The 24,898-nt window shown below is 41.1% G+C and carries 20 protein-coding genes; 10 read left to right on the top strand and 10 right to left on the bottom strand.

The window, feature by feature from the left end; translation table 11 throughout:
- Positions 1–67: 67 nt before the first annotated feature.
- The 3 genes from JF50_RS08255 to cspD form a co-directional block, all read right to left on the bottom strand.
- Positions 68–721: a pseudouridine synthase gene (locus JF50_RS08255; protein ID WP_039608989.1), complete on the bottom strand. Its 654-nt coding sequence runs from the start codon at positions 719–721 to the stop codon at positions 68–70.
- A gap of 112 nt (positions 722–833) precedes the next feature.
- Complete coding sequence (locus tag JF50_RS08250; RefSeq protein ID WP_039608988.1) at positions 834–3,056, bottom strand: NADP-dependent isocitrate dehydrogenase; 2,223 nt, start codon at positions 3,054–3,056, stop codon at positions 834–836.
- A gap of 347 nt (positions 3,057–3,403) precedes the next feature.
- A complete protein-coding gene (gene cspD, locus JF50_RS08245; protein WP_023401678.1) occupies positions 3,404–3,622 on the bottom strand; it encodes a cold shock domain-containing protein CspD in 219 nt (72 codons plus the stop codon).
- Between the two features lie 201 nt (positions 3,623–3,823).
- Here cspD and clpS point away from each other — a divergent pair, with 201 nt between their 5' ends.
- A complete protein-coding gene (gene clpS / locus JF50_RS08240) occupies positions 3,824–4,141 on the top strand; it encodes an ATP-dependent Clp protease adapter ClpS (protein WP_039608987.1) in 318 nt (105 codons plus the stop codon).
- Positions 4,142–4,169: 28 nt separating this feature from the next.
- Positions 4,170–6,434, top strand: a complete 2,265-nt coding sequence (gene clpA, locus JF50_RS08235; RefSeq protein WP_039608986.1) for an ATP-dependent Clp protease ATP-binding subunit ClpA — start codon at positions 4,170–4,172, stop codon at positions 6,432–6,434.
- Between the two features lie 150 nt (positions 6,435–6,584).
- Here the strand turns inward: clpA and infA are convergent, their stop codons facing one another.
- The 4 genes from infA to trxB all read right to left on the bottom strand — a co-directional run bounded on the left by infA (position 6,585) and on the right by trxB (position 9,348).
- Entirely contained in the window at positions 6,585–6,803 is a 219-nt protein-coding gene (gene infA / locus JF50_RS08230; protein WP_010560183.1) for a translation initiation factor IF-1, read from the bottom strand.
- An 89-nt stretch (positions 6,804–6,892) separates the two neighbouring features.
- The gene (locus JF50_RS08225) at positions 6,893–7,597 is read right to left on the bottom strand and encodes an arginyltransferase (protein ID WP_039608985.1); all 705 of its coding nucleotides are present in this window, start codon (positions 7,595–7,597) and stop codon (positions 6,893–6,895) included.
- Complete coding sequence (gene aat / locus JF50_RS08220; protein ID WP_039608984.1) at positions 7,590–8,306, bottom strand: leucyl/phenylalanyl-tRNA--protein transferase; 717 nt, start codon at positions 8,304–8,306, stop codon at positions 7,590–7,592. Before aat ends, JF50_RS08225 begins: the two co-directional genes overlap by 8 nt.
- A 91-nt stretch (positions 8,307–8,397) precedes the next feature.
- Entirely contained in the window at positions 8,398–9,348 is a 951-nt protein-coding gene (gene trxB / locus JF50_RS08215) for a thioredoxin-disulfide reductase (protein ID WP_039608983.1), read from the bottom strand.
- A 255-nt stretch (positions 9,349–9,603) separates the two neighbouring features.
- Here trxB and pssA point away from each other — a divergent pair, with 255 nt between their 5' ends.
- The 4 genes from pssA to JF50_RS08195 all read left to right on the top strand — a co-directional run bounded on the left by pssA (position 9,604) and on the right by JF50_RS08195 (position 14,484).
- Positions 9,604–10,929, top strand: a complete 1,326-nt coding sequence (gene pssA / locus JF50_RS08210) for a CDP-diacylglycerol--serine O-phosphatidyltransferase (protein WP_039608982.1) — start codon at positions 9,604–9,606, stop codon at positions 10,927–10,929.
- 420 nt (positions 10,930–11,349) lie between these two features.
- Positions 11,350–12,621 carry an ergothioneine biosynthesis protein EgtB gene (gene egtB, locus JF50_RS08205; protein ID WP_039608981.1) on the top strand — a complete coding sequence of 424 codons (1,272 nt, stop codon included), beginning with the start codon at positions 11,350–11,352 and terminating at the stop codon, positions 12,619–12,621.
- On the top strand, positions 12,618–13,616 hold the full coding sequence (locus JF50_RS08200) for an L-histidine N(alpha)-methyltransferase (RefSeq protein WP_052262189.1): 999 nt from the start codon (positions 12,618–12,620) through the stop codon (positions 13,614–13,616). Before egtB ends, JF50_RS08200 begins: the two co-directional genes overlap by 4 nt.
- 85 nt (positions 13,617–13,701) lie before the next feature.
- The gene (locus JF50_RS08195; protein ID WP_080760164.1) at positions 13,702–14,484 is read left to right on the top strand and encodes a PhzF family phenazine biosynthesis protein; all 783 of its coding nucleotides are present in this window, start codon (positions 13,702–13,704) and stop codon (positions 14,482–14,484) included.
- Positions 14,485–14,567: 83 nt separating this feature from the next.
- Here JF50_RS08195 and nrdA read toward each other — a convergent pair whose 3' ends face one another.
- The 3 genes from nrdA to ubiG form a co-directional block, all read right to left on the bottom strand.
- The gene (nrdA, locus tag JF50_RS08190) at positions 14,568–16,853 is read right to left on the bottom strand and encodes a class 1a ribonucleoside-diphosphate reductase subunit alpha (protein ID WP_039608979.1); all 2,286 of its coding nucleotides are present in this window, start codon (positions 16,851–16,853) and stop codon (positions 14,568–14,570) included.
- Between the two features lie 334 nt (positions 16,854–17,187).
- Entirely contained in the window at positions 17,188–17,835 is a 648-nt protein-coding gene (locus tag JF50_RS08185) for an HAD family hydrolase (RefSeq protein ID WP_039608978.1), read from the bottom strand.
- A complete protein-coding gene (gene ubiG, locus JF50_RS08180) occupies positions 17,832–18,542 on the bottom strand; it encodes a bifunctional 2-polyprenyl-6-hydroxyphenol methylase/3-demethylubiquinol 3-O-methyltransferase UbiG (protein WP_039608977.1) in 711 nt (236 codons plus the stop codon). The genes JF50_RS08185 and ubiG overlap by 4 nt, the downstream gene beginning before the upstream one ends.
- A gap of 181 nt (positions 18,543–18,723) precedes the next feature.
- Here ubiG and gyrA point away from each other — a divergent pair, with 181 nt between their 5' ends.
- The 4 genes from gyrA to cmk all read left to right on the top strand — a co-directional run bounded on the left by gyrA (position 18,724) and on the right by cmk (position 24,819).
- On the top strand, positions 18,724–21,399 hold the full coding sequence (gyrA, locus tag JF50_RS08175) for a DNA topoisomerase (ATP-hydrolyzing) subunit A (RefSeq protein ID WP_039608976.1): 2,676 nt from the start codon (positions 18,724–18,726) through the stop codon (positions 21,397–21,399).
- Between the two features lie 191 nt (positions 21,400–21,590).
- Positions 21,591–22,673: a 3-phosphoserine/phosphohydroxythreonine transaminase gene (gene serC / locus JF50_RS08170; RefSeq protein WP_039608975.1), complete on the top strand. Its 1,083-nt coding sequence runs from the start codon at positions 21,591–21,593 to the stop codon at positions 22,671–22,673.
- Positions 22,673–23,953: a 3-phosphoshikimate 1-carboxyvinyltransferase gene (aroA, locus tag JF50_RS08165; protein ID WP_039608974.1), complete on the top strand. Its 1,281-nt coding sequence runs from the start codon at positions 22,673–22,675 to the stop codon at positions 23,951–23,953. Before serC ends, aroA begins: the two co-directional genes overlap by 1 nt.
- A 158-nt stretch (positions 23,954–24,111) precedes the next feature.
- Positions 24,112–24,819 carry a (d)CMP kinase gene (gene cmk / locus JF50_RS08160; protein WP_039608973.1) on the top strand — a complete coding sequence of 236 codons (708 nt, stop codon included), beginning with the start codon at positions 24,112–24,114 and terminating at the stop codon, positions 24,817–24,819.
- The last annotated feature ends 79 nt before the right edge of the window (positions 24,820–24,898 follow it).

The following is a 24,898-nucleotide window of genomic DNA, read 5'->3' as shown; positions in this document are numbered from 1 at the left end:
CATCTATATGTAATATTTGAAAGGTCGTGAGTATAGCATGCATTTGGCTACCCTCAAAAGACACACTCTAGACTTTATTTGGCTGTAAAACCTTATACTGTCCGTTATTTAGACCATTGAGGGTATATTTACCAATACTGTATCGGATTAATCTCAGTGTTGGGTGGCCTATGTGTGCAGTCATACGACGAACTTGTCGGTTGCGTCCTTCAGAAATGGTAATGCTCAACCAAGTTGTAGGAATATTTTTACGCTCCCTGATAGGTGGCGTGCGTGGCCAAACATTTGGCTCTTCTATTACTTCAATGTGTGCAGGTTTAGTCAAGCCATCTTTAAGCTCAACGCCTTTTCTAAGCTGGTCCAACGCCTGCTCATCCGGTGTGCCCTCTACCTGAACCCAGTATGTTTTATTGGTGTTCTTTTTGGGTTCAGTCAGTTTGTGTTGCAGCTTGCCACAGTTTGTGAGTAGCAATAGACCTTCACTATCACGATCAAGGCGGCCCGCGGCATATACAGATTTAACATCTATATAATCAGCAAGTGTTTTACGATGTTGATCATCCGTAAATTGGCAGAGAACATCGAATGGTTTATTGAACAAGACTATTTTGACATCCTCAGGTTTTACTGGCGGCTTTTTAGCGCCTCGTGATGGTCGTCGTGAGATGTTATTTGGCTTGTTCCGAGCAGCGTTAGGGCGCTGACTGTTTTTGTATGTCATAGCTTACAAAGAGGTAATATGAATGGGCGCATACTAACAAAAGTCTCGCCATACTTCAGCATGAAAACGAAAAAAGGCAGCGCATGGCTGCCTTTTAAAGCTTGAATTTAACTTATGCGATTAGGTTTAATGCATCGTTAAATAATTTACTTGGACGCATTGCAGCAAACGCTTTCTCGTCATTTGGCTGGAAGTAACCTTCTACATCCATAGCTTGACCTTGAACGTCGTTTAGCTCTGCAACGATAGCAGCTTCGTTTTCAGTTAGTTGCTTAGCAACTGCTTCAAACTTAGCTTTAAGCTCAGCGTCAGTGTCTTGTGCAGCTAGCGCTTGTGCCCAGTATAGAGATAGGTAGAAATGGCTACCACGGTTATCTAGTTCATTCACTTTACGAGATGGTGATTTGTTCTCGTCTAGGAATTTACCCGTTGCCGCATCTAGCGTATCTGCAAGTACTTGTGCTTTAGGGTTGTTTGTTACTTGGCTTAGGTGCTCAAGAGACGCCGCAAGCGCTAAGAATTCACCTAAAGAGTCCCAACGTAAGTGGTTTTCTTTTTCGAACTGTTGAACGTGCTTAGGCGCTGAACCACCTGCACCAGTTTCGAATAGACCACCACCGTTCATTAGGGGAACGATAGATAGCATTTTCGCACTTGTACCAAGCTCTAAAATTGGGAATAAGTCAGTTAGATAGTCACGTAATACGTTACCTGTTACTGAAATAGTGTCTTGGCTGTCTTTCATGCGAGCTAGTGAGAACTTAGTCGCTTCAACAGGTGCAAGAATGCGGATATCAAGACCGTCTGTGTCGTGCTCTGGTAAATATGCATTTACTTTTTTGATAAGCTCAGCGTCGTGTGCACGCGCTTCGTTTAACCAGAATACTGCCGGTGTGTTAGATGCACGTGAACGGTTAACAGCTAGTTTAACCCAATCTTTGATTGGTGCGTCTTTAACCTGACACATACGCCAGATATCGCCTTGCTCAACATCGTGTTGAAGTAGTACGTTACCTGCTTGGTCAACGACACGGATAACACCATTTGAAGGTGCTTCGAATGTTTTGTCGTGTGAACCGTATTCTTCCGCTTTTTGAGCCATAAGACCAACGTTAGGAATTGTACCCATAGTACGAGGATCAAAAGCACCATTTTCTTTACAGAAGTCGATAGTTGCCTGGTATACACCTGAGTAACAACGATCTGGAATAACAAAACTGGTGTCTTGTTGTTTACCTTCAGCGTTCCACATTTGACCGCTTGTACGGATAGCCGCTGGCATAGATGCGTCGATGATTACGTCACTTGGAACGTGTAGGTTTGTGATGCCACGATCTGAATCAACCATTGCAATGCTTGGACGAACGTCGTAGACCGCTGCAAGATCTGCTTCGATTTCAGCGCGCTTCGCGTCATCTAATTTAGCAAGCTTGTTATATACGTCACCAATACCGTTGTTAACGTCAACACCTAGCTGTTCAAAAGTCTCACCATGCTTTTCGAATACTTCTTTATAGAAGACTTTAACAGCGTGACCAAAGATGATTGGGTCTGACACCTTCATCATGGTTGCTTTCATGTGTAGCGAGAATAGAACGCCTTTTTCTTTTGCAGCTTCTACTTCAGCAGCTAAGAAAGTACGAAGTGCGTTAACACTCATGCGAGACGCATCGATGATTTCGCCAGCAAGTAAAGGTGTGCTTTGCTTAAGTACATTTACAGTACCATCTGCTGCAACATGTTCGATACGAACGTCCGTTGCTTCAGCAACAGTTGTAGATTGCTCTGAACCGAAGAAATCGCCTTCGCTCATGCTCGCAACGTATGACTGAGAGTCAGCAGACCATGCACCCATTGAGTGTGGGTTTTTCTGAGCATATGCTTTTACAGAACCAGGCGCACGACGGTCAGAGTTACCTTCACGTAATACTGGGTTTACTGCGCTGCCTTTGATTTTGTCGTAAGTTGCTTTGATAGCAGCTTCTTTGTCATCTTTTGGCTCTTCAGGGTAATCAGGAAGTGCGTAGCCTTTTTCTTGTAGCTCTTTGATAGTTGCTTTAAGTTGAGGGATTGAAGCACTGATGTTAGGTAATTTGATGATATTTGCTTCAGGCGTCTTAGCAAGTTCGCCTAGCTCAGATAGTGCATCTGCAATTCTTTGCTCTTCAGTAAGAAACTCAGGGAAGTTAGCGATCACACGACCAGCTAAAGAGATGTCTCTTGTTTCTACTTCAACACCAGCTGCTTTAGTATAAGCTTGAATTACTGGCAACAAAGAATATGTTGCTAAAGCTGGTGCTTCGTCGGTTTTTGTATAAATAATTTTTGATGTCATCATCATTCCTAGATAGTTTTGGGCCAATTTCGACCGTTCAACAATAAGCAAAATCTTGCTAACTTATGTTACCCAACGTTATTTTGACGAATGGATAGCAAAAAAATTAGCTTTAAAAAAAGCTTAAACTCTTTGTAATTAGCAAGTTTGTTAGTTATTCCTACTGAAGTTAGGTAATAGCAATAACTAACAGACCTGGACATCGGCAGGGATTGTACCAATCTAATCGTAATGCTGCTAATGCAATTTACTTAAGTTATAGAAAAATATGTTACAAGGGGCGTTTAGAGGAGAAAAGAGATGAAGCGAGCGACTTTCGTAGCCCGCTTGTAGAGCCTTAGAATTCGCTATGCCATTTCACCAACTTTCGGTGCAATATTAGTAGCATGTAAGCCCTTAGGCCCTTCCTGTAGCTCGAATGTTACATCTTGACCAGCTTTAAGCGTCTTGTATCCATCCATTACAATCGTCGAGTAATGTGCAAAGATATCTTCGTCACTGCCGTCTTCTACGATGAAACCAAACCCTTTGGCGTTGTTAAACCATTTGACTTTTCCGCAAGCCATACTTCTACATCCTTCTATAAGTTGACTAATTAAGTTAATCTAACCTTTGAAATTTGCTAAGCTGTCCATATCATGAACAACTAGGACTAGAATGTAGTTTAAATAACCATACAGTCAAGTTTTTTAGTGCAGTTTTTTAACATTTTATTTATTTTTTAATTCAAGTTTGCTTGAGTATATAAGACAAGACTATATTTAATTATGAGTGGGATAAAAGATTCGGGTGTGTTGGAAGAGGTTAAAGACCTCGAGAAGCAAAAGTTACAACCACCTAAGAAATATAAAGTGATTTTGAACAATGATGATTATACACCGATGGATTTCGTCATCGAAGTGTTAACGACTTTTTTCAACATGGATAGCGAAAGAGCAACTGAAGTGATGTTGAAAGTACATCACGAGGGAAAAGCGGTATGTGGAATGTATCCTGCAGACATAGCTCATACAAAGGCTGAGCAGGTAAACAGATACGCTCGCGATCATGAGCATCCGCTCCTGTGTAGCTGTGAGCAAGAATGACCTTATTTATTCTCGTTGGGGGTTGCCAATGCTAAATAAAGATTTAGAAATTACACTTAACACCGCGTTTCGTGAAGCTCGTACTCGTCGTCATGAATTTATGACGGTGGAGCATTTATTACTTGCACTGATAGATAACCCATCAGCAAGTGAAGCGCTCAATGCTTGTAGCGTAGATACCGACAGCTTGAAAAAAGATTTGTCGGAATTTATTGATGAAACAACGCCGATAATCCCTGAGCTAGAGGAAGACAGGGAGACTCAACCCACGTTAGGTTTTCAACGTGTTTTACAAAGAGCAGTGTTTCATGTCCAATCTTCTGGTAGAAATGAAGTTACCGGCGTCAATGTATTAGTCGCAATTTTTTCAGAGCAAGAAAGCCAAGCCGTCTATTTGTTAAAAAAAGCGGATGTCAGCCGCTTAGATATAGTGAACTTCATCAGCCACGGTATTTCGAAATCTGATGATGATCCTGAGCCAGAAGAGCATGAAGACATCAATGAAGAAGGCGCAGAAGTTCAAGGCGAAGAAAAAACCAAGTTAGAGAATTTTACTGCAAATTTAAATGTGCTAGCGAAAGCAGGGCAGATTGATCCGCTGGTCGGTCGTGACCAAGAAGTAGAGAGAACCATCCAAGTACTCTGCCGTCGTAAGAAGAATAACCCTTTGTTAGTGGGTGAAGCGGGGGTTGGTAAAACAGCAATCGCGGAAGGTTTGGCATATCGTATTGTTAATGATCAAGTGCCAGAGGTCATTGAGGACGCTGTTGTTTACTCATTAGATATGGGAGCACTTCTAGCGGGTACAAAATATCGGGGTGATTTTGAAAAGCGTTTTAAAGCGCTTCTGAAAGAGCTTCAAGCAAAACCAAACGCGATTCTATTTATCGATGAAATCCATACTATCATTGGTGCTGGTGCTGCGTCAGGTGGCGTGATGGATGCGTCAAATTTGATCAAGCCATTACTTTCTAGTGGCAAACTTCGTTGTTTAGGTTCTACAACGTATTCAGAGTTTAAGAATATATTTGAGAAAGACAGAGCTTTAGTCCGTCGTTTCCAAAAAATCGATGTAGTTGAACCGAGTGTTGCAGATACAGCGAAGATTTTATACGGCCTTAAAGACCGTTATGAGGAGCACCACGGTATCCGCTACACACAAAAAGCATTAAAAGCGGCGGCTGAGTTAAGTGCCAAATATATCAATGAACGTCACCTTCCAGATAAAGCAATTGATGTTATTGATGAAGCGGGCGCAAACCAACGCTTACTGCCAATGTCTAGACGCAAAAAAACCATTGGCGTATCCGATATAGAGCAAATTGTTTCTAAAATTGCTCGTATTCCTCAGCAAAATGTGTCGTCAAGCGATAAAGAAGTCCTTAAAAATCTCGATAGAAACCTGAAAATGTTGGTTTTCGGTCAGGATGAATCAATTGATGCGCTTACTTCTGCAATTCGTTTATCACGCTCAGGCCTTGCCAATGAAGAAAAGCCTATCGGTTCATTCTTATTTGCAGGACCAACAGGTGTTGGTAAAACGGAAGTCACTAAGCAGCTTGCTAAATGTATGGGGATTGAGTTCATTCGCTTCGATATGTCTGAGTACTCTGAGCGCCATGCTGTGAGCCGTTTGATCGGTGCCCCTCCAGGGTATGTTGGTTTTGAGCAGGGCGGCTTGTTAACAGACTCTGTCATCAAACACCCTCACGCTGTTGTTTTACTGGATGAGATTGAAAAAGCGCACCCTGATATTTATAACATCTTACTGCAAGTAATGGATCATGGTACGTTAACTGACAATAATGGGCGTAAAGCAGACTTCCGTAATGTTATATTTGTTATGACAACAAACGCAGGTGTGCAAGAGACGGTGAGAAAGTCTATCGGTTTCCAACAGCAAGACCACTCTCATGATGCAATGATTGAAATTAATAAAGTATTCACGCCTGAATTTAGAAACAGACTTGATAACATTATTTGGTTCAACCATTTAGAGAAAGAGGTTATCCTTCAGGTTGTTGATAAGTTCATTGTTGAGTTGCAAGCTCAATTAGATAAAAAGTCGGTTAACTTAGAGCTTACTAATGAGGCAAGAGACTGGATTGCTGATATTGGCTACGATAAAGCAATGGGTGCGAGACCGATGGCACGTATTATCCAAGACAATCTCAAAAAGCCGTTGGCGAATGAAATCTTATTCGGCTCACTTGTTGATGGCGGTAATGTAAAAGTAACTGTGAAAGCGAACGCGCTTGAGTTCAATTTTGAGCAAGAGTTAGTGTCTGCATAGTCTTTCGCTTCGGTTACAGCAGTCGTTGCAGGAACTTAGCCAACGGCTGCATATCTTTACCATGCTTTAAAAGCAAAAAACCTAGCCAAGGCTAGGTTTTTTGCTACATACGTCTTATAGCATCAAAATGATGCTGGCGAGACGGTAGAATTAACGTGCACGGAAAACGATGCGACCCTTGCTTAAATCGTAAGGAGTTAATTCTACAGTGACCTTGTCACCTGTTAAAATACGGATGTAGTTTTTGCGCATCTTACCAGAAATATGAGCCACAACTACGTGACCATTTTCTAATTCAACACGGAACATTGTATTTGGTAAAGTATCAAGGACCGTGCCTTGCATTTCAATAACGTCTTCTTTCGCCATTTGGAGCGTATCACCTCTGTATAAGTTTATCGTTGGAGATTTTGCCCAAAAGCACACAATAAGTAAAGGTAAGAGCTTAAATTAGTAACTTAAATATTTACCCATGTATCTTCTTTAAGCTGTTGAGCAGGTGAAAACTGCTTTTTGTAGCGCATTTTTTTACATTCGTCTATTTGATAACCTAAATAAACGAAGTCTTTATTTTCTGCATTGGCCAGTTCAATTTGGGCCATTATCATGATTGTACCTAGACTTAGGTGCTCAAATTCAGGATCAAAGAAGGTGTAAATTGCCGATAATGCATTTGGCATAGTGTCAGTTACTGCAACAGCAATGAGGGTGTTTTTATGCCATAGCTCGATGAATGAGATAGGCATCCAACGACAAAATAGGAAGCTTTCATACTGTAACCTATTTGGTGGGAACATTGTGCCATCGCTGTGTCTTAAGTTTATGTATTTTTCGTAAAGTGGAAAATAGTTATCTTTCTCTTCAAAGCTGACTTTTACACTGTAGTCGCTGTGTATTTTATTGAATTTCCGCTTTTGTGATTTGGAAGGTGTATAGTGTTTCGCTAGTACACGTATAGATTGGCAGGCACTACATAATGGGCAATGAGGGCGATATATTTGGTCGCCACTGCGTCTAAAACCTAACGATAATAATGCTTCAAACCGCGTTGCTGTGTAGCATTCACTGTCTAAAATTACCAATAGCTGCTCTTTTCTATCTGGTAAGTAGCTGCAATCAAACTGTTGACTGAGGCCTATTTTAGAAGGAAAGTGTTCAGTCATATATTGCCCCTATGTCTTGTGGTTGCCACATGGTTTGTACAGGGTGATATCCACTTGCTCCTTTTAGTTTAGTCAAAAATTCATCTCTGGGAATGACTTTTGCGCCCATTGAGCTCAAATAAGGGTTATCTAATTGGCAATCTATAAAATGGGCATTGTGCTTTTTTAGCCAATTTACCAATGCCCACATCGCTAATTTAGATGCATTGGGTTGACTGTGAAACATGGATTCACCACAAAAGACACCAGAAACCATTATGCCGTAAAGGCCTCCTGCTAATTCGCCATCAACCCAAACCTCTAAGCTGTGGGCAAAGCCTTCTTGGTGGGCTTGGCAGTATGCTTTTAACATGTTTTTGTTGATCCAAGTACCTTCGTCATTCAGTCGCTGCTCTCTACACTGTGTAATGACTTGTTCAAATGCCCTGTTGATCGTAACTCTAGGGTTTAGTTTATTTTTGGCTTTTCTAAGAGTACGGCCGATATGAAAGTCATCAAACTCAATTATTCCACGTTCACTTGGCGACCACCACATAATGGGCTCTCGCTCATTAAACCAAGGGAAAATGCCGAGCTGATAGGCTTTTTTTAATCTGAGCGTGTTTAGGCAGCCGCCGATTGCGAGTAAGCCATCGGGTTCTTTTAAGGCATAGTGACAGGGCGGAAATATATAGTCTGTTAGAGATAAGTGGAACAACTGTTGTGTCATAGGTGACTTAAGTTTCGTATCAGAAGGTAGCTAAAATAAGTTTAGCAAATTGAAGAGTAAAGCACGCCATCAATTATGGCGTGCTATGGCATTATTTAAGGTTGTCTAAATAACGCTCTGCATCAAGGGCTGCCATACAGCCTGTACCAGCTGATGTGATAGCTTGACGGTAAATGTGGTCAGATACATCACCTGCAGCGAATACACCTTCTACGCTAGTTTGAGTCGCATTACCATTTAAGCCTGACTCAACAACAAGGTAGCCGTCCTTCATTTCTAGCTGACCTTCAAACATGTCTGTATTTGGCTTATGACCAATAGCGATGAATACACCAGCTAAGTCTAGGTCTTCAGTTGCATCAGAATTCGTATCTTTGATGCGAATACCTGTTACACCCATATCATCGCCAAGTACTTCGTCTAAAGTGCGATCGAAGTGAAGAACGACATTGCCGTTTTTCGCCTTCTCTAATAGACGGTCAGATAGAATCTTTTCACTACGGAAGCTATCTCTGCGGTGAACAACATGCACTTCGTCTGCAATGTTAGAAAGGTAAAGTGCTTCTTCAACAGCTGTGTTACCGCCGCCTACTACTGCCACTTTCTGACCTCTGTAGAAGAAACCATCACACGTTGCACAAGCTGACACGCCACGACCTTGGAAATTTGTCTCAGACTCAAGGCCAAGGTATTTAGCAGATGCGCCTGTTGCAATGATTAAAGCATCACATGTATAAGTGCCTTGGTCACCTGTAAGGGTAAACGGGCGTTTTGTCACGTCAACTTTATTGATGTGATCGAAAATAATTTCCGTTTCAAAGCGTTCAGCGTGCTCTTTCATACGCTCCATAAGAGCTGGACCAGTTAAACCGTGAGCATCGCCAGGCCAGTTTTCTACTTCTGTTGTTGTTGTTAGCTGACCACCTTGTTGCATACCCGTGATTAATACAGGGTTTAAATTTGCACGTGCTGCGTAAACAGCGGCAGTGTAACCAGCAGGGCCTGATCCAAGGATCAATAGTTTACAGTGCTTATCACTCATTAATTTCTATCCTAAAATTTAGTATTAGCATTACAATGATGCCGATTCTAAGTAAATCAACCCAGAAGTAAAATAAAAATCAAATAAAGCAAATCTAGAAATTCTGATCTTGTCAAATATAATGTACTTGATGGAAAAGTAAGCCAATGAAGCGTAAATTGTCGGATCTTCATGACCTTTCTATTTTTTTTTGTTATGTTTTAAAGAATTTTTTTTGCTACTAAATTATCTGTAGCCCAAAGTTAAAAGGTGTATATGGCATTTTGGCAGGACAACTCTGGCTTTGCTCTCCAAGCGAGCAGCTGTAGAGTCTTAACAGACGCTAAGCATTATCACAGCGAGCTTTTGTCTCTTATTCGTAACGCAAAGAAGCGAATTTATATCGCTGCATTGTATTTACAAGATGACACGGCAGGCCAAGGAGTATTAACTGCGTTGCATAATGCATCGCTTCAAAATCCAGAATTAGACATTAAAATATTGGTGGATTTTCATCGGGCGCAACGAGGGCTGATCGGTGAGGAAAAATCTGAAGGAAATGCACGATTATACTGTGACTATTTGGAAAAGTTTAATTCAAATGTAGCGGTGTATGGCGTACCTGTTAAAGCGAAAGAACTCTTTGGTGTTTTGCATTTGAAAGGGTTTGTGATTGATGACACCGTACTTTACAGTGGCGCGAGTATTAACGATGTCTATTTACATCAAGAGGATAGATATAGATTAGATCGCTATTTTCTTATCGACAACGCAAAACTTGCTGATAGCTTCACGGACTTTATCGAAAAGCACTTATTGTCTTCAGAGGCTGTGCCTAGAATTGATAGCAGACCATTAAAGCCATTTAGTGAAATTAAGTTAGCTCAAAAAAAGTTAATGCGTTCACTAAAAAGAGCAAATTATGACATGTCTGAAGCAGATGAAACTAATGCACTAAACGTTAGAGCGTTTTTAGGTTTTGGGCGAAGAACAAATAAGTTAAATAGATTAATCAAAACACTCTTTGATACCACAGAGCAAGAGCTGATTTTATATACGCCTTATTTTAACTTTCCGGCGCCTCTATTACGTTCACTACGTCGTCTGTTAAAGCAAGGTAAATCAGTAACTATTGTTGTTGGCGATAAGACAGCGAATGACTTTTATATCTCACCAGATAAGCCGTTCAGTCGAATAGGCGCACTGCCTTATTTGTATGAGCGGATTTTACATAAATTTCTAAAGTCGCAAAAAAGGTATATCGAGCAGGGACTACTCAATGTGTATCTATGGAAGGACGGAGACAACTCATTCCATCTAAAAGGCATCAATCAAGATAATCAAGTGCACTTGATGACAGGACACAATTTAAACCCAAGAGCATGGGGTTTAGACATCGAAAATGGCATTCTAATAGAAGATAGAGCGCAAGAATTGAAAGCCTTTGTTGACACTGAGAAGCAAGCGATTTTATCCCATTGCAGAAAACTGTCTGGGCCTGATGATATTGAAACATTGCAAGATTATCCAGCACCTGTGCAAAAGATTTTAGGGCAGGCAAAACGAGTCAAAGTAGATTTTATCATCAAAAAGTTCATTTAGTGCTTGTTACGCTTAAACTCAATGAGAACTTACGGCCAACTTTGTTTGGTCGTTTTTATTTTGTATATCGTTATCCTTTTTCATCGTACTCACCTGTAGATAGCTGAATTTATCTTCACCCTTTCTCTCATAAAAATGTCATTTAATTCAGTCACACTAAAAAGTATGACTGGCTGTCTTTTGGTCGACTGTTTGTTTCAATATTGAGCGTTGAATTTTCTAAGGGTGCCATGCATAAACTTGACACAATGTGGGACATAGACAATGTTAAATGTGCGCATGATAATTTGATTCTAGGTAATTCTTTTGTATACCACTGACCAGACACGATAATCGCAGTACATGCGATCCTAAAACATGGATAGGCAAAGCTGCTCCATGCATAGACGATAACGATAAAAATTTACAATTAGGCGGTTTATGACTTGGCTGCATTTAAGTTTACATGAAAAGGCTCGGTATTTTACGGGTGAATACCACCGGATCCGCGAGCACACGACCGCATTATGTACTAATTTGAAAGCCGAGGACTACACTGTCCAACCGAGCTGTGATGTGAGCCCTCCAAAGTGGCACTTAGGACACACAACCTGGTTTTTTGAGGAATTGATACTGGTAAAAAACGTGCCAAGTTACGTCAGATTTGACGAGCAGTATCGATATCTATTCAATTCTTATTACAAGTCTGCCGGTGAACATTGGCTTCAAAGTCATCGAGGAGACTTATCAAGACCAACGGTAGATGAAATTAAGCGATATAGAAAGTATGTTGATAAGCATATGCAGATATTACTATCTCAAGAACTGGTGAATGAATCAGTTTATCGCTTTTTGGAAATAGGGTTACATCATGAGCAGCAGCATCAAGAGCTGATCATGATGGATATCAAGTATATCTTTGGTTGCAACCCTTTAGCTCCAACGTACTTTGATAGTCACTTTGAGTGTGCACAGAGGGTTGAATCTCAATGGTGTAGTTTCACTGAGGGGCTATATGAGATTGGGGCTGAAGGAGAAGGGTTTGCTTATGACAATGAAAAACCGAGACATAAGAGTTACAGCTATCCCTTCATCATTGCTGACAACACAGTGACAAATGGCGAATTTCTTTCATTTATTGAGGCTGGTGGTTATGACAGGGCTGAATTCTGGCTGAGTTTAGGCTGGGATTGGTTAAAGCAACATGGTATCAAAAGTCCGCTTTATTGGCGTGAAATAGAGGGGCAATGGTATGAGTTTACACTATATGGTTTGATGAAATTAGACCTTAATGCACCAGTGACCCATGTTAGCTATTTTGAAGCGGATGCTTATGCAAATTGGGTGGGCATGAGATTGCCAACGGAGCAAGAATTAGAAATTTATATGCATGCGGACAGCGTCAATTTAAATCAAAATTTAGTCAATGCCGAAACCATAGGCCAGCTAATAATGCATCCCAACAATAGCAAAGCACGTTTTGGCCAAGTTTGGTGCTGGAGCAAAAGCCATTACTCTGGATACCCGGGATACAAGCCATATCAAGGGATGTTAACAGAGTACAACGGCAAATTTATGTGTAATCAATTTGTTTTGAAAGGTGGGTGTGTAGCAACACCCGCAGGGCACTATAGACATAGTTATCGCAACTTTTATCAACCACATCAGCGCTGGATGTTTTCTGGCATCAGACTCGCAAAGGATATTGAATGACGCATTTTAGATTATTAACGCAAAACCCTCATGAAGAAGCGGCACCTGATGACCAGCTGGCAATTGATGTATTAACGGGGTTAAGTGCAATGCCCAAGCATCTGTCAGCAAAGTACTTTTATGATGATACGGGGAGTGAAATTTTTCAAAAAATTACTCAGCATAAAGACTACTATTTGACTGCGAAAGAAGTTGAAATCATCACCAATATAAAAAAGCAACTGGCTGATGTCATTGACGAGCAGGAAATCGATATTATTGAGCTTGGTGTTGGAGATGGTCACAAAAGCCAGCTCATTATTGATGGTTTTTTGCAAAGTGGCTGCAAGGTGAACTTTTATCCAATTGATATTTCAGAAAAAGCCATGCTCATGCTACAAGAAAATATTGTTCCGAACGATAATCTGACTATTCGTGGTGTGATAGCCGAGTATTTTGATGGGCTAAAGTTGGTAAGAGGCCAGTCTACTAACAAGCAATTGGTTTTATTTTTAGGTTCAAACATAGGCAACTTTAATCGTGAACAAAGCCTTGGATTCCTTAGGAAGCTATGGGCTAGCCTTAAAGCCGACGATTATATATTTATTGGGTATGATTTAAAGAAAGACGTGCAGAGGCTTACTGCTGCTTATAATGATGAAGATGGATTAACTGCGCAGTTTAATCTCAATTTATTGAGTCGCATAAACAAAGAGTTAGGCGCTAATTTTAAGCTAGAAAAATTCCAACATTTTGGTGTCTACAATCCAGTGTTAGGGGCAATGGAAAGCTATGTACTGTCTACTGAAAAACAAGAGGTTTATATCTCGGCACTACAACGAGCATTTCAATTTGAGGCCTATGAAGCGATTCATTTAGAGTATTCTTATAAATTCTCAACGAAAGATATAAATCAGTTATCTCAACAAACGGGTTTTAAAGTGGTGAAGCATTTTACGGATAGCAATGCGTATTTTGTCGACTCCTTATGGCAGGTTGCCAAAGAAGATCGCTAATAAATATTTGGTCTTAGGTACGTAAATACACCTACAGTACTTAAACCTTTAAAATAGATACAACTCATGTTTAGGGTTACTCAATATGAGAATGAGCGGTCTTCGGCGAGTATTTTGCTCGCATGATTGCATGGGAAATCTTGCATTTGTGGCTAAATGTGATGGTCATGATGAGTTTCACGACACACAATATCTTCATCGTATTGCGATCATTAACAAAGTTGCTGCAACCGCTTTTGTTGTTAAATTTGGTAATGGGAATTATGGGATTCGATGGTTTTCGTCATACGGGGAAATTCAATTTTGTGGGCATGCGACGCTTGCTGCGGCCGATGTATTAACCTGTGATTTTGATACAGGGCAGGACGAAATCACTTTTGAATCATCGTATCAGGTAATACGTGTGTTCAATAAGGGTGAGAATTTTTATGGGATGTGTTTGCCTCAAATAAGGCTAGAAATGACAGCGAATTTTCTTCAAGTATCACAGCTCTTTAATCAAGCCCTCAGTTATGTGAAGCAAACAGAGCCTAGCGACGGCTATTTTGTTGCGCAAGTAGCCAATAAACAAAGCTTGATCGAACTAGACTTTGATGCCAAGGAATATAGTAAATGCACTCGCAGGGCATTGCTCGTGACTACAAATGATGGCTTAGATAGTAATGGGTTGTATTTTAGATATTTTGCTCCTCAATATGGGAGCAAAGAAGATCAAGCAACTGGATCTGCAGCGCCGTTATTGGCGTCTTTTTGGCAAATACCTCAAAATACGTTGTTTAATTGCTATCAGCTCTCACTAAATGGTGCATTTTATCAGATTTGTAAAAAAGCACAGCATATCTGTGTAAAGGCTAAAGTAATCAAATAAGGGTTAAAAATGAGTAGTGTGGATTAAGTATGCTCATATTAAAAAGCCCAGCTTGTAAGCTGGGCTTTTTATCATAATGCTTGTTAGATCTTACAAGCACCGCCTTCACAGCCATCATCTTCTGGCTCAGGCTTTAACTCGTCTTGGGCATCAGCAGCACCATCACGTGTGTTGTGGTAGTAAAGTGTCTTAACCCCTAGCTTGTATGCTGTTAATAAGTCTTTAAGCAATAGCTTCATCGGTACTTTACCGCCTTCAAACTTAGTTGGGTCATAGTTTGTATTCGCAGAGATAGTTTGGTCTACAAACTTTTGCATGATACCAACTAGGCCTAAGTAACCATCGTTAGAAGGGATGTCCCATAGTAATTCATACTGATCTTTCAGCTTCTCATATTCTGGTACAACTTGTTTTAAGATACCGTCTTTACTTGCCTTAACACTGATATGTCCACGAGGTGGTTCAATACCATTAGTTGCATTTGAAATTTGCGACGATGTTTCAGAAGGCATTAGTGCTGATAATGTTGAGTTTCTCATACCATGCTCTTGCACGCTTGCTCTAAGTGCGTCCCAATCAAGGTGAAGTGGCTCGTCACAGATTGCATCGATGTCTTTTTTATAAGTATCGATCGGCATAATACCTTGAGAGTATGTTGTTTCGTTAAACTTAGGACAGGCTCCACGCTCTTTTGCAAGCTCATTGGACGCTTTCATCAAGTAGTATTGAATCGCTTCAAACGTTTTATGCGTTAGGCCGTTTGCGCTACCGTCTGAGTATTTTTTGCCATTCTTAGCTAGGTAATAAGCAAAGTTAATAACACCAATACCTAGAGTACGGCGTCCCATTGTTGCAGTGTGTGCTGCTGGAACAGGGTAGTCTTGGAAATCTAATAGGTTATCAAGCGCACGTACAGCAAGTTCTGCAAGCTCTTCTAGCTCAGATAAATCTTCGATTGCACCTAAGTTAAATGCAGACAGTGTACATAGCGCAATTTCACCTTCTGCGTCATTTACGTTGTTCAGTGGCTTAGTTGGAAGTGCTATTTCTAAACATAAGTTAGACTGACGAATTGGCGCAACTTTAGAGTCAAACGGGCTGTGCGTATTACAGTGGTCAACGTTTTGTAAATAAATACGACCTGTGCTTGCACGCTCTTGAGCAAACATAGAGAATAATTCGATGGCTTTAATACGCTTTTTACGGATTGATTCATCTTGCTCATACTTAACATATAGCTCTTCGAAAAGCGCTTGGTCTTCAAAGAACGCATCGTATAGTCCCGGAGTATCCGAAGGGCTAAACAAAGTGATGTAATCATCTTTAAGTAGACGCGCATACATCGTTTTGTTGAACTGAACACCGTAATCAAGGTGACGAACACGGTTTTCTTCAACACCACGGTTATTTTTTAGAACCAGTAGGTTTTCAACTTCTAAGTGCCAAAGTGGGTAGAATAAGGTTGCAGCACCACCACGTACACCGCCTTGTGAACAGCTTTTCACTGCTGTTTGGAAGTGTTTGTAGAATGGGATACAGCCAGTGTGGAAAGCTTCACCATTACGGATAGGGCTACCAAGTGCACGAATACGACCTGCATTAACACCGATCCCAGCACGTTGACTCACGTATTTGACAATGGCAGAAGAAGAAGCGTTGATTGAGTCTAGGCTATCGTCACACTCAATCAGTACACATGAACTAAACTGACGTGTCGGTGTACGAACGCCCGCCATAATCGGTGTAGGTAATGAGATTTTAAATTGTGAAACAGCGTCATAAAATCGTTTGATGTAGTCTAAACGCGTCTCTTTTTCATAATCTGAGAATAGGCTAGCAGCTACTAATATGTATAAAAACTGCGCGCTTTCATAAATTTCACCAGAAACACGGTTTTGTACTAAATATTTACCTTCTAGCTGTTTTACAGCAGCGTAGCTAAAAGTCATGTCACGACTATGGTCAATATAGTCATTTAACTCATTGAATTCTTCACGAGTATAATCTTTCAATAGGTGTTCGTCGTAGCGCTTGTCGTCGACAAGTTTAGCAACATGATCATATAAGTGCGGCGGCTCAAATTGACCGTATGCTTTTTTTCTTAAATGGAACACTGCTAGACGTGCTGCAAGATATTGATAATCTGGCGTGTCTTTAGATATTAAATCTGCAGCTGCTTTAATGATTGTTTCATGAATATCTTCAGTACGGATCCCATCGTAAAACTGGATATGAGATTTCAGTTCCACTTGAGAAACAGAAACATTGTCTAGGCCTTCGGCAGCCCAAGTAATAACACGATGGATTTTATCTAAATCAAGCGGCTCTTTGCGACCGTTTCTTTTACTGACAGATAATTGTTGGTTCATAAGCTATGCCCGTATTCCCAAATTCTTATATTGGCTAGGAAATCACCACTAGATATGGTGCCTATTTGAAAGTGCATCACAAGATAGTGTGGTTGATATTATTTTGCAATAGAACAACTTCACTCAAATTGTGGATAACATTGGGATAAATTACCTGTGTTAGTATTTACTAACCTTCTGCTATCCACGGTGTCTGAATGCGTAAAAAAATCAACTTCAGTTCAGTAATTTTTGCCTTTTTTTAGCAAAAAAACTGAATGATTTTTTTATGTTCAATTCTTTACCCAAATAAGTGTAAGGCACAATATGTAGTGTCTCAAATTATAATTTCTCACTATATGTGCGAAATGATGTCTGTCGGGTGGTTTAAGTTAAGATCGGCCTGCCAAGACTGAGCCTCCTCTAAGGATGGTATAAAGCCCCACAGTGCTGCTATTGAACGCATATTGGCTGCCTTTGCTGCTGCGATATCACGCTCAGCATCGCCGACATAGAACGTTTTTGATGCAGGAACACCTAGTTTCTCAGCGGCTAACAAGAGTGGATCAGGGTTAGGTTTAGCAACCTCAAGCGTATCACCACATACAACGACTTTGATATTTTTTAGCGTATCAATATGTTTTAACAGCGGAAAAGTTAAAAACTCTGGCTTATTGGTTACTATGCCCACTGCAACGCCATTTTGATGTAAGTGTTGCAAGAGCTTGTCAATGCCAGTGAAGCAATGGCTATGAATCGCAATATTACTTTCATAATAGTCTAAAACTTGTTGCCTCAAGGTCGCTAAGTCATAGTTCTTTAACTTTTCTTTAAAGCCAACTTCAAGCAAAGCTTTGACACCATCAGATATTGCGGGACTGTACTCATTTTTAGACAGTGTTGGTAAACCATGTTCTTTGAGTACATGGTTTAATGCAGCGCCTAAATCATCACTGGTATCGAGTAAAGTGCCGTCTAAATCAAATAAAACAGCTTTTGTCATGCTAATTTCTCAAAATGAAGTAAGTAATTGACGCTTACGTCATCTGTTAAAGTAAATGTTTTTGTGAACGGGTTATAACTAATGCCTGCCGAAGCGCGCACTTTTAGTCCATGTTGCTCTGCCCAGCCAATTAACGTCGAAGGTCTAATGAACTTGTTATGATCATGCGTACCTTCAGGGACCATTTTTAACAGTTTTTCAGCAGCTACTACTGCTAACAGATACGCTTTATGTGTTTTGTTCAATGTAGAAAAGAATACGCTGGCTCCCGGCTTTGCGGCTTTTGCGACAGCGGCAATGATGGCTGACGGGTCTGGCACATGCTCTAACATTTCCATACAAGTAACGACATCAAACTGTTCAGGGTGCTGCTCAGCGAAAACTTCAGCAGGTATTTTTTGATAATCTACATTAACTCCACTTTCTAAGCTGTGTAGTTTAGCCACATTTAAAGGCTCTTGGCCCATATCGATACCAGTGGCCTCTGCGCCAAGCTTAGCCATACTTTCAGTTAAGATCCCGCCGCCACATCCAACATCAAGTACTCGCTTCGAGAACAGGCCTGCGCTTTTATCGTTAATAAAGTCTAATCTTAACGGATTGATATCATGTAGCGGTTTAAATTCTCCTTCAGTATCCCACCATCTTTCAGCGATTTCTTCGAATTTTGCGATTTCTTGATGGTCTACATTTTGATGTTCGGTCATAAAAAGCTTCCTCGTTTATCTGGGCGCATTGTATTGGCTATTTATAAAAATACCAGACATTTTACGACTGCAAATTAAATTTAACTGTGTTACTATCGGCAGCCGAATAAATAATAACTTAACCCTTTGTTACTATTAGTGTGACACAAAAGGGCAAGACTCTGAAGGAAAGTGGTATCAAATGACTGATCTCGCCAATGAAATCCTCCCGGTCAATATTGAAGATGAATTGAAAAATTCATACCTTGATTACGCCATGAGCGTAATCGTAGGGCGTGCATTGCCAGACGTACGTGATGGACTGAAACCAGTTCACCGTCGTGTACTTTTCGCAATGAACGAGCTACGCAATGACTGGAACAAACCTTATAAAAAATCAGCTCGTGTAGTCGGTGACGTCATCGGTAAATACCACCCTCATGGTGATAGTGCAGTATACGATACAATCGTACGTATGGCTCAGCCGTTCTCATTACGCTACATGCTGGTAGACGGTCAGGGTAACTTCGGTTCTGTCGATGGTGACTCAGCAGCGGCAATGCGTTACACAGAAGTACGTATGGCAAAGATGTCTCATGAGCTTCTTGCTGATCTTGATAAAGAGACTGTCGACTACGTACCAAACTATGATGGCACAGAGCAGATCCCTGATGTGCTACCAACTAAAGTGCCAAACTTATTAGTGAATGGTTCTTCAGGTATCGCAGTTGGTATGGCAACAAACATTCCGCCACATAACCTAACTGAAGTGATCAATGGTTGCTTAGCAATTATTCAAAACCCTGATATCACTATTGAAGAGCTGATGGAATATATTCCAGGTCCTGATTTCCCAACTGCGGCAATCATCAGCGGTAAAAAAGGCATCGAACAAGCCTATAAAACTGGCCGTGGTAAGGTTTATATCCGTGCTCGTGCAGAGATTGAGACGGACGAGAAAACCGGCAAAGAGACGATTATTGTCCATGAGATCCCTTACCAAGTTAACAAAGCACGTCTTATCGAGAAAATTGCTGAACTAGTAAAAGACAAGAAAGTGGAAGGTATCAGTGCATTACGTGATGAGTCTGACAAAGACGGTATGCGTATTGTTATTGAAATCAAGCGTGGTGAAGTAGGCGAGGTTGTTCTTAATAACCTGTACGCTCAGACCCAACTACAAACCGTGTTTGGTATGAACATGGTTGCACTTGATAACAATCAACCTAAGTGTTTCAACTTAAAAGAAATGCTAGACGCGTTTGTTATTCACCGCCGCGAAGTGGTCACACGTCGTACGGTTTATGACCTGCGAAAGGCAAGAGACAGAGCGCACACGCTTGAAGGTCTTGCTATTGCACTGGCAAACATCGACCCAATTATTGAGCTAATTCGTAAGTCACCAACACCATCTGAAGCAAAAGCGGCGTTAACAGCGCGTGCTTGGGAGCTCGGTTCGGTTGCACCTATGCTTGAGCGAGCTGGAGAGCAAAATGTTGCAAGACCTGATTGGTTAGCAGATGAGCTTGGTATCAGAGATGGTCAATATTACCTTTCTGAACAACAAGCACAGGCAATTCTTGATTTACGTTTACACAAGCTTACTGGTCTAGAACATGAGAAGATCTTAGGTGAATACCAAGAACTACTAGACTTAATTGCTGAGCTACTGCACATCCTTTCATCACCTGAGCGTTTGATGGAAGTTATTCGTGATGAGTTGGTTGAAATCAAAGAAGTATATGGTGATGAGCGTCGCACAGAAATCACTGCTGCGGCACACGATATTAGCTTAGAAGATCTAATCAACGAAGAAGATGTTGTTGTAACTCTATCTCACGAAGGTTACGTGAAGTATCAACCTCTATCTGACTACGAAGCACAGCGTCGTGGTGGTAAAGGCAAAGCGGCTACGAGAATGAAAGATGAAGATTTCATCGAACGTCTACTTGTTGCCAATACACACGACACAATACTTTGTTTCTCGACTGCGGGTAGATTGTACTGGTTGAAAGTATATCAATTACCGCTGGCTTCGAGACAAGCGCGTGGTAAGCCGATTGTTAACTTACTACCACTTGAGGCAGACGAGCGTATCACAACGATTCTACCTGTGCGCGAATATGAAGAAGACAAATATGTCTTGATGGCGACAGCTAATGGTACGGTTAAGAAAACACCTCTGACTGCATATAGCCGTCAGCGTGCAAGTGGTATCATCGCAATCAATTTGAATGAAGGTGATAACCTGATTGGTGCTGACATTACTGATGGTAGTAATGACATCATGTTATTTACTGATCACGGTAAAGTAGTTCGCTTTAATGAAAAACTGCGTGATTCAGAAACCGGTGAAGTGAAGCTGGACCCTGAAACGGGCGAGGAAATGTTGGCATTGCGTCCTATGGGTCGAACTGCAACAGGTGTTCGTGGTATCAAAATGCCAGACGGAGTGAAAGTTGTTTCACTGATCGTCCCTAAAAATGACGGTGCAATCCTAACAGTCACAGAGAACGGTTATGGTAAGCGTACGCCACTTGAAGAGTACCCTGCGAAGAGCCGTGCGACACAAGGGGTTGTATCAATCAAAGTGACAGAGCGTAATGGTAATGTAGTTGGTGCCGTTCAAGTTGAAGACAACAACGAGATTATGCTTATCTCTAACCGAGGTACTTTGGTTAGAACACGTGTGAATGAAGTATCTACAGTCGGTCGTAACACACAAGGTGTTATCTTGATCCGTACAATAGAAGATGAGCAAGTTGTAGGACTGCAGCGCATTGAAGAAATTGAAGTAGACGATATTGACGAAGCTGTAATGGACGATGCGCCAGGAGAGGAAACCCCTCCTAGCACACCAGAACAAGATTCTGAATAATTAAAAAAGCGGCTTAGGCCGCTTTTTTATTAAAAAAATTCAATCTAATTAAATAATTTGTCCCAAATTTTTGTTTTATCTGACCCCGTATTTGATGTAAATTCATAGACTGAAAATTTATTTCCGTGTCGCGCTGTATGAACATTACTCGGTCTTATTTTGCGGCATGTTTTATTTGGAATGAGGAAAATATGACTGTTTATAACTTTTGTGCAGGCCCTGCAATGTTGCCACCTGCGGTTATGGAAAAAGCACAAGCAGAATTTATCAATTGGCAAGGTTTAGGCGTCTCTGTGATGGAGATTAGTCACCGCTCAAAGCCATTTTTAAAATTGGCTGAAGAGTGTGAAGCCAGTTTGAGAAGACTGATGAACATCTCTGATGAATTTGAAGTGTTATTCATGCATGGAGGCGGGAGAGGGCACTTCTCTGCTGTGCCGCTGAATTTGCATTTGGATAATGCGCCAGGTGTTTATGTAGAGAATGGCATTTGGTCTGTTGGTGCAACGAAAGAAGGTGCTAAATTCACTCAAGTAACATCTGTTGATATTCGCACAGATAAAGATGGCCAATTCGATATTTTACCTGTATCAGAGTGGTCATTACCTGAAAATGCGTCATTTATACACTATTGTCCGAATGAGACCATTGACGGCATTGAAATATTTGATGTGCCAAAGCACCCAACAGCGCCTATTGTCGCAGATATGTCTTCGATGATTTTATCTCGTGAAATTAATGTCGATGATTTTGACTTAATATACGCGGGCGCACAAAAGAATATTGGTCCTTCAGGCTTGAGCATTGCTATCGTTCGTAAGTCTCTGTTAGAGAGAGAAGGCTTACCGCGACCAGCAATTTTAGATTATGCAATCGAAGCTAAGCAAAATAGCATGTACAACACACCGCCTACGTATGCATGGTACTTAGCTGCTGAGGTATTTAAGTACCTTGAATCAATTGGTGGTGTGCCAGCAATGGAAAAACACAATCAAGAAAAAGCAGCATTGCTTTACGAATATATTGATGGCTCTGATTTTTATTACAATAAAGTATCAACGACTTGCCGTTCACTGATGAACGTACCTTTTTGGTTGAAAGACGATGCGTTAAATGAGCAATTTTTAGAACAGGCAGAACAAAATGGACTCATGGCTTTAGAAGGCCATCGTTTTGTAGGTGGTATGAGAGCAAGCATATACAATGCAATGCCAATTGAAGGCATCAAAGCGTTAATTGAATTCATGAAAACATTTGCAGCGGAGCATAGCTGATGGAACAGTTACCTTTAAAGCCAATTAAGAAAGTGTCCGGTTCAGTGACGCTTCCGGGCTCAAAGAGCTTATCTAATCGAATTTTATTGCTCGCAGCCTTGTGTGACGGCGTCACAGAAGTGCGCAACTTGTTAGATAGTGACGACATTCGTCATATGCTGGGTGCACTGGACGTAATGGGTGTAAAAGTTGAACTAAACGATGATAAAACAGTTGCTAAAGTTCACGGTAACGGAGGCCAGTTTAAATCACCAGAACAACCGTTGTTCTTGGGCAATGCCGGTACCGCTTTTCGACCATTAACAGCGGTGTTAGCTGCGACAGAGGGCAAGTTTACTTTAACTGGTGAGCCTAGAATGGAGGAGCGCCCGATTGGTCATCTAGTTGATGCATTAGACGTGTTGGGTGCAGAGGTCACTTACTTAAAAAGTGTACATTATCCACCACTCGATATTGTAGGGAAAAAGCTCAATGGCGGAACAGTTGAGATTGATGGCAGTATTTCAAGTCAATTTTTAACAGCGCTGCTGATGGCGGCGCCACTATTTGATGGTGATAGTGAAATTAAAATATCTGGCGAACTGGTTTCAAAACCTTACATTGACATCACCTTAGGCGTTATGAAGCAGTTTGGCGTGGTTGTAGAGCATGATAACTATCAAGTTTTTTATGTTAAAGGCCAACAGGGTTACACGTCACCAAATAGTATTATGGTTGAAGGGGATGCGTCGTCCGCGTCTTATTTCGTGGCTGCTGCGGCAATTGCTGGTGGAGAGATAGAAATAAATGGCGTGGGTAAGGCAAGCGTACAGGGCGATATTGGCTTTGCGAAAGTTATGGAGCAAGTTGGTGCCAATGTTGAATGGTATGACGAGAAATTGGTTGTAACTAAAGGCGATCTGATCGGTGTTGATATTGACGCTAATGCTATTCCCGATGCGGCAATGACGCTGGCAACCGTTGCTTTGTTTGCGAAAGGAAAAACAGCAATTCGTAATATCTATAATTGGCGAGTTAAAGAAACGGATCGTTTATATGCCATGGCCACTGAACTTCGCAAGGTGGGAGCGGATGTCGTTGAAGGCGAAGACTTTATCGAAATAGTTCCGCCGACAGAATTTAAACTTGCTGAAATTGACACATACAATGACCATAGAATTGCGATGTGCTTTTCTATGGTGGCTGTGGGTGGTCAATCAGTGACGATTAATGACCCAGGCTGCACTGCAAAAACATTTCCGACATATTTTGATGTGTTAGCATCAATTTCACAGCACTAAAAGCTGTAAAAAGAGCGTGTTTTTCACACGCTCTCATACCTAATTAAGATACAAATCTGACAATAGAACAAAAAGTTACATGTTGATAAGGATCTATTCATTAAACTTGCGTATAATAGGCGCCGATTTATATAAGGTGTGCATTTCAGGAGGTTTTAATGCAGGCTGCAATGCCCGTAATCACCGTAGACGGCCCAAGCGGATCTGGTAAAGGAACTGTGTGTCGTTTGTTGGCTGAGAAGTTAAATTGGGATGTATTAGATAGTGGTGCGATTTATCGTGTGTTGTCTATTGCAGTGTTACATCATCAAATCGCGCTGGATAACGAAGAAGCGTTAGTACCTTTAGCGGCTAACCTCGATGTTCAGTTTATGATTGATAGTGCGTCGAAAAAATCTAAAATTGTACTCGAAGGCGAAGATGTCACGAGTACGATTCGAAATGAAGAGGTGGGTGCCACAGCTTCAAAAATAGCGATGCTTCCACGAGTTCGAGAGGCGCTTCTACGCAGACAGCGAGCATTTAGAACGGAAAATGGCCTTATTGCAGATGGACGAGATATGGGTACGGTTGTATTCCCATCAGCAGAGCTCAAAATTTATCTCACAGCGAGTGCTGAAGAGCGTGCAAAGAGACGCTTTAATGAGTTGAAGGAAAAGGGCCTTGATGTTACACTACAGGGCCTTTTAGAAGATATCAAAGCTCGTGATGAACGAGATATGAATAGAAAAGTTGCACCTTTAGTGCCAGCTGACGATGCTATTCATATTGATACCACGACTTTAGATGCTGACCAAGTATACCAACAAGTCCTTAAGCTTGTTGATGAAGCAGTGTTGGCCGGCAAACTTCCAAAAGTGAGCTAATTAACCATATCACTGGCAGGGCTGCCGGTGTTTTTTTAACTACCCCATGCAGCATGGTCGCTTATTGGTACATTTATAT

Source organism: Pseudoalteromonas luteoviolacea (assembly GCF_000814765.1).
Classification (GTDB): domain Bacteria; phylum Pseudomonadota; class Gammaproteobacteria; order Enterobacterales; family Alteromonadaceae; genus Pseudoalteromonas; species Pseudoalteromonas luteoviolacea_H.
Note: the sequence above shows the minus strand (reverse complement) of the source record. Positions and strands in the feature narration are given on the sequence as shown.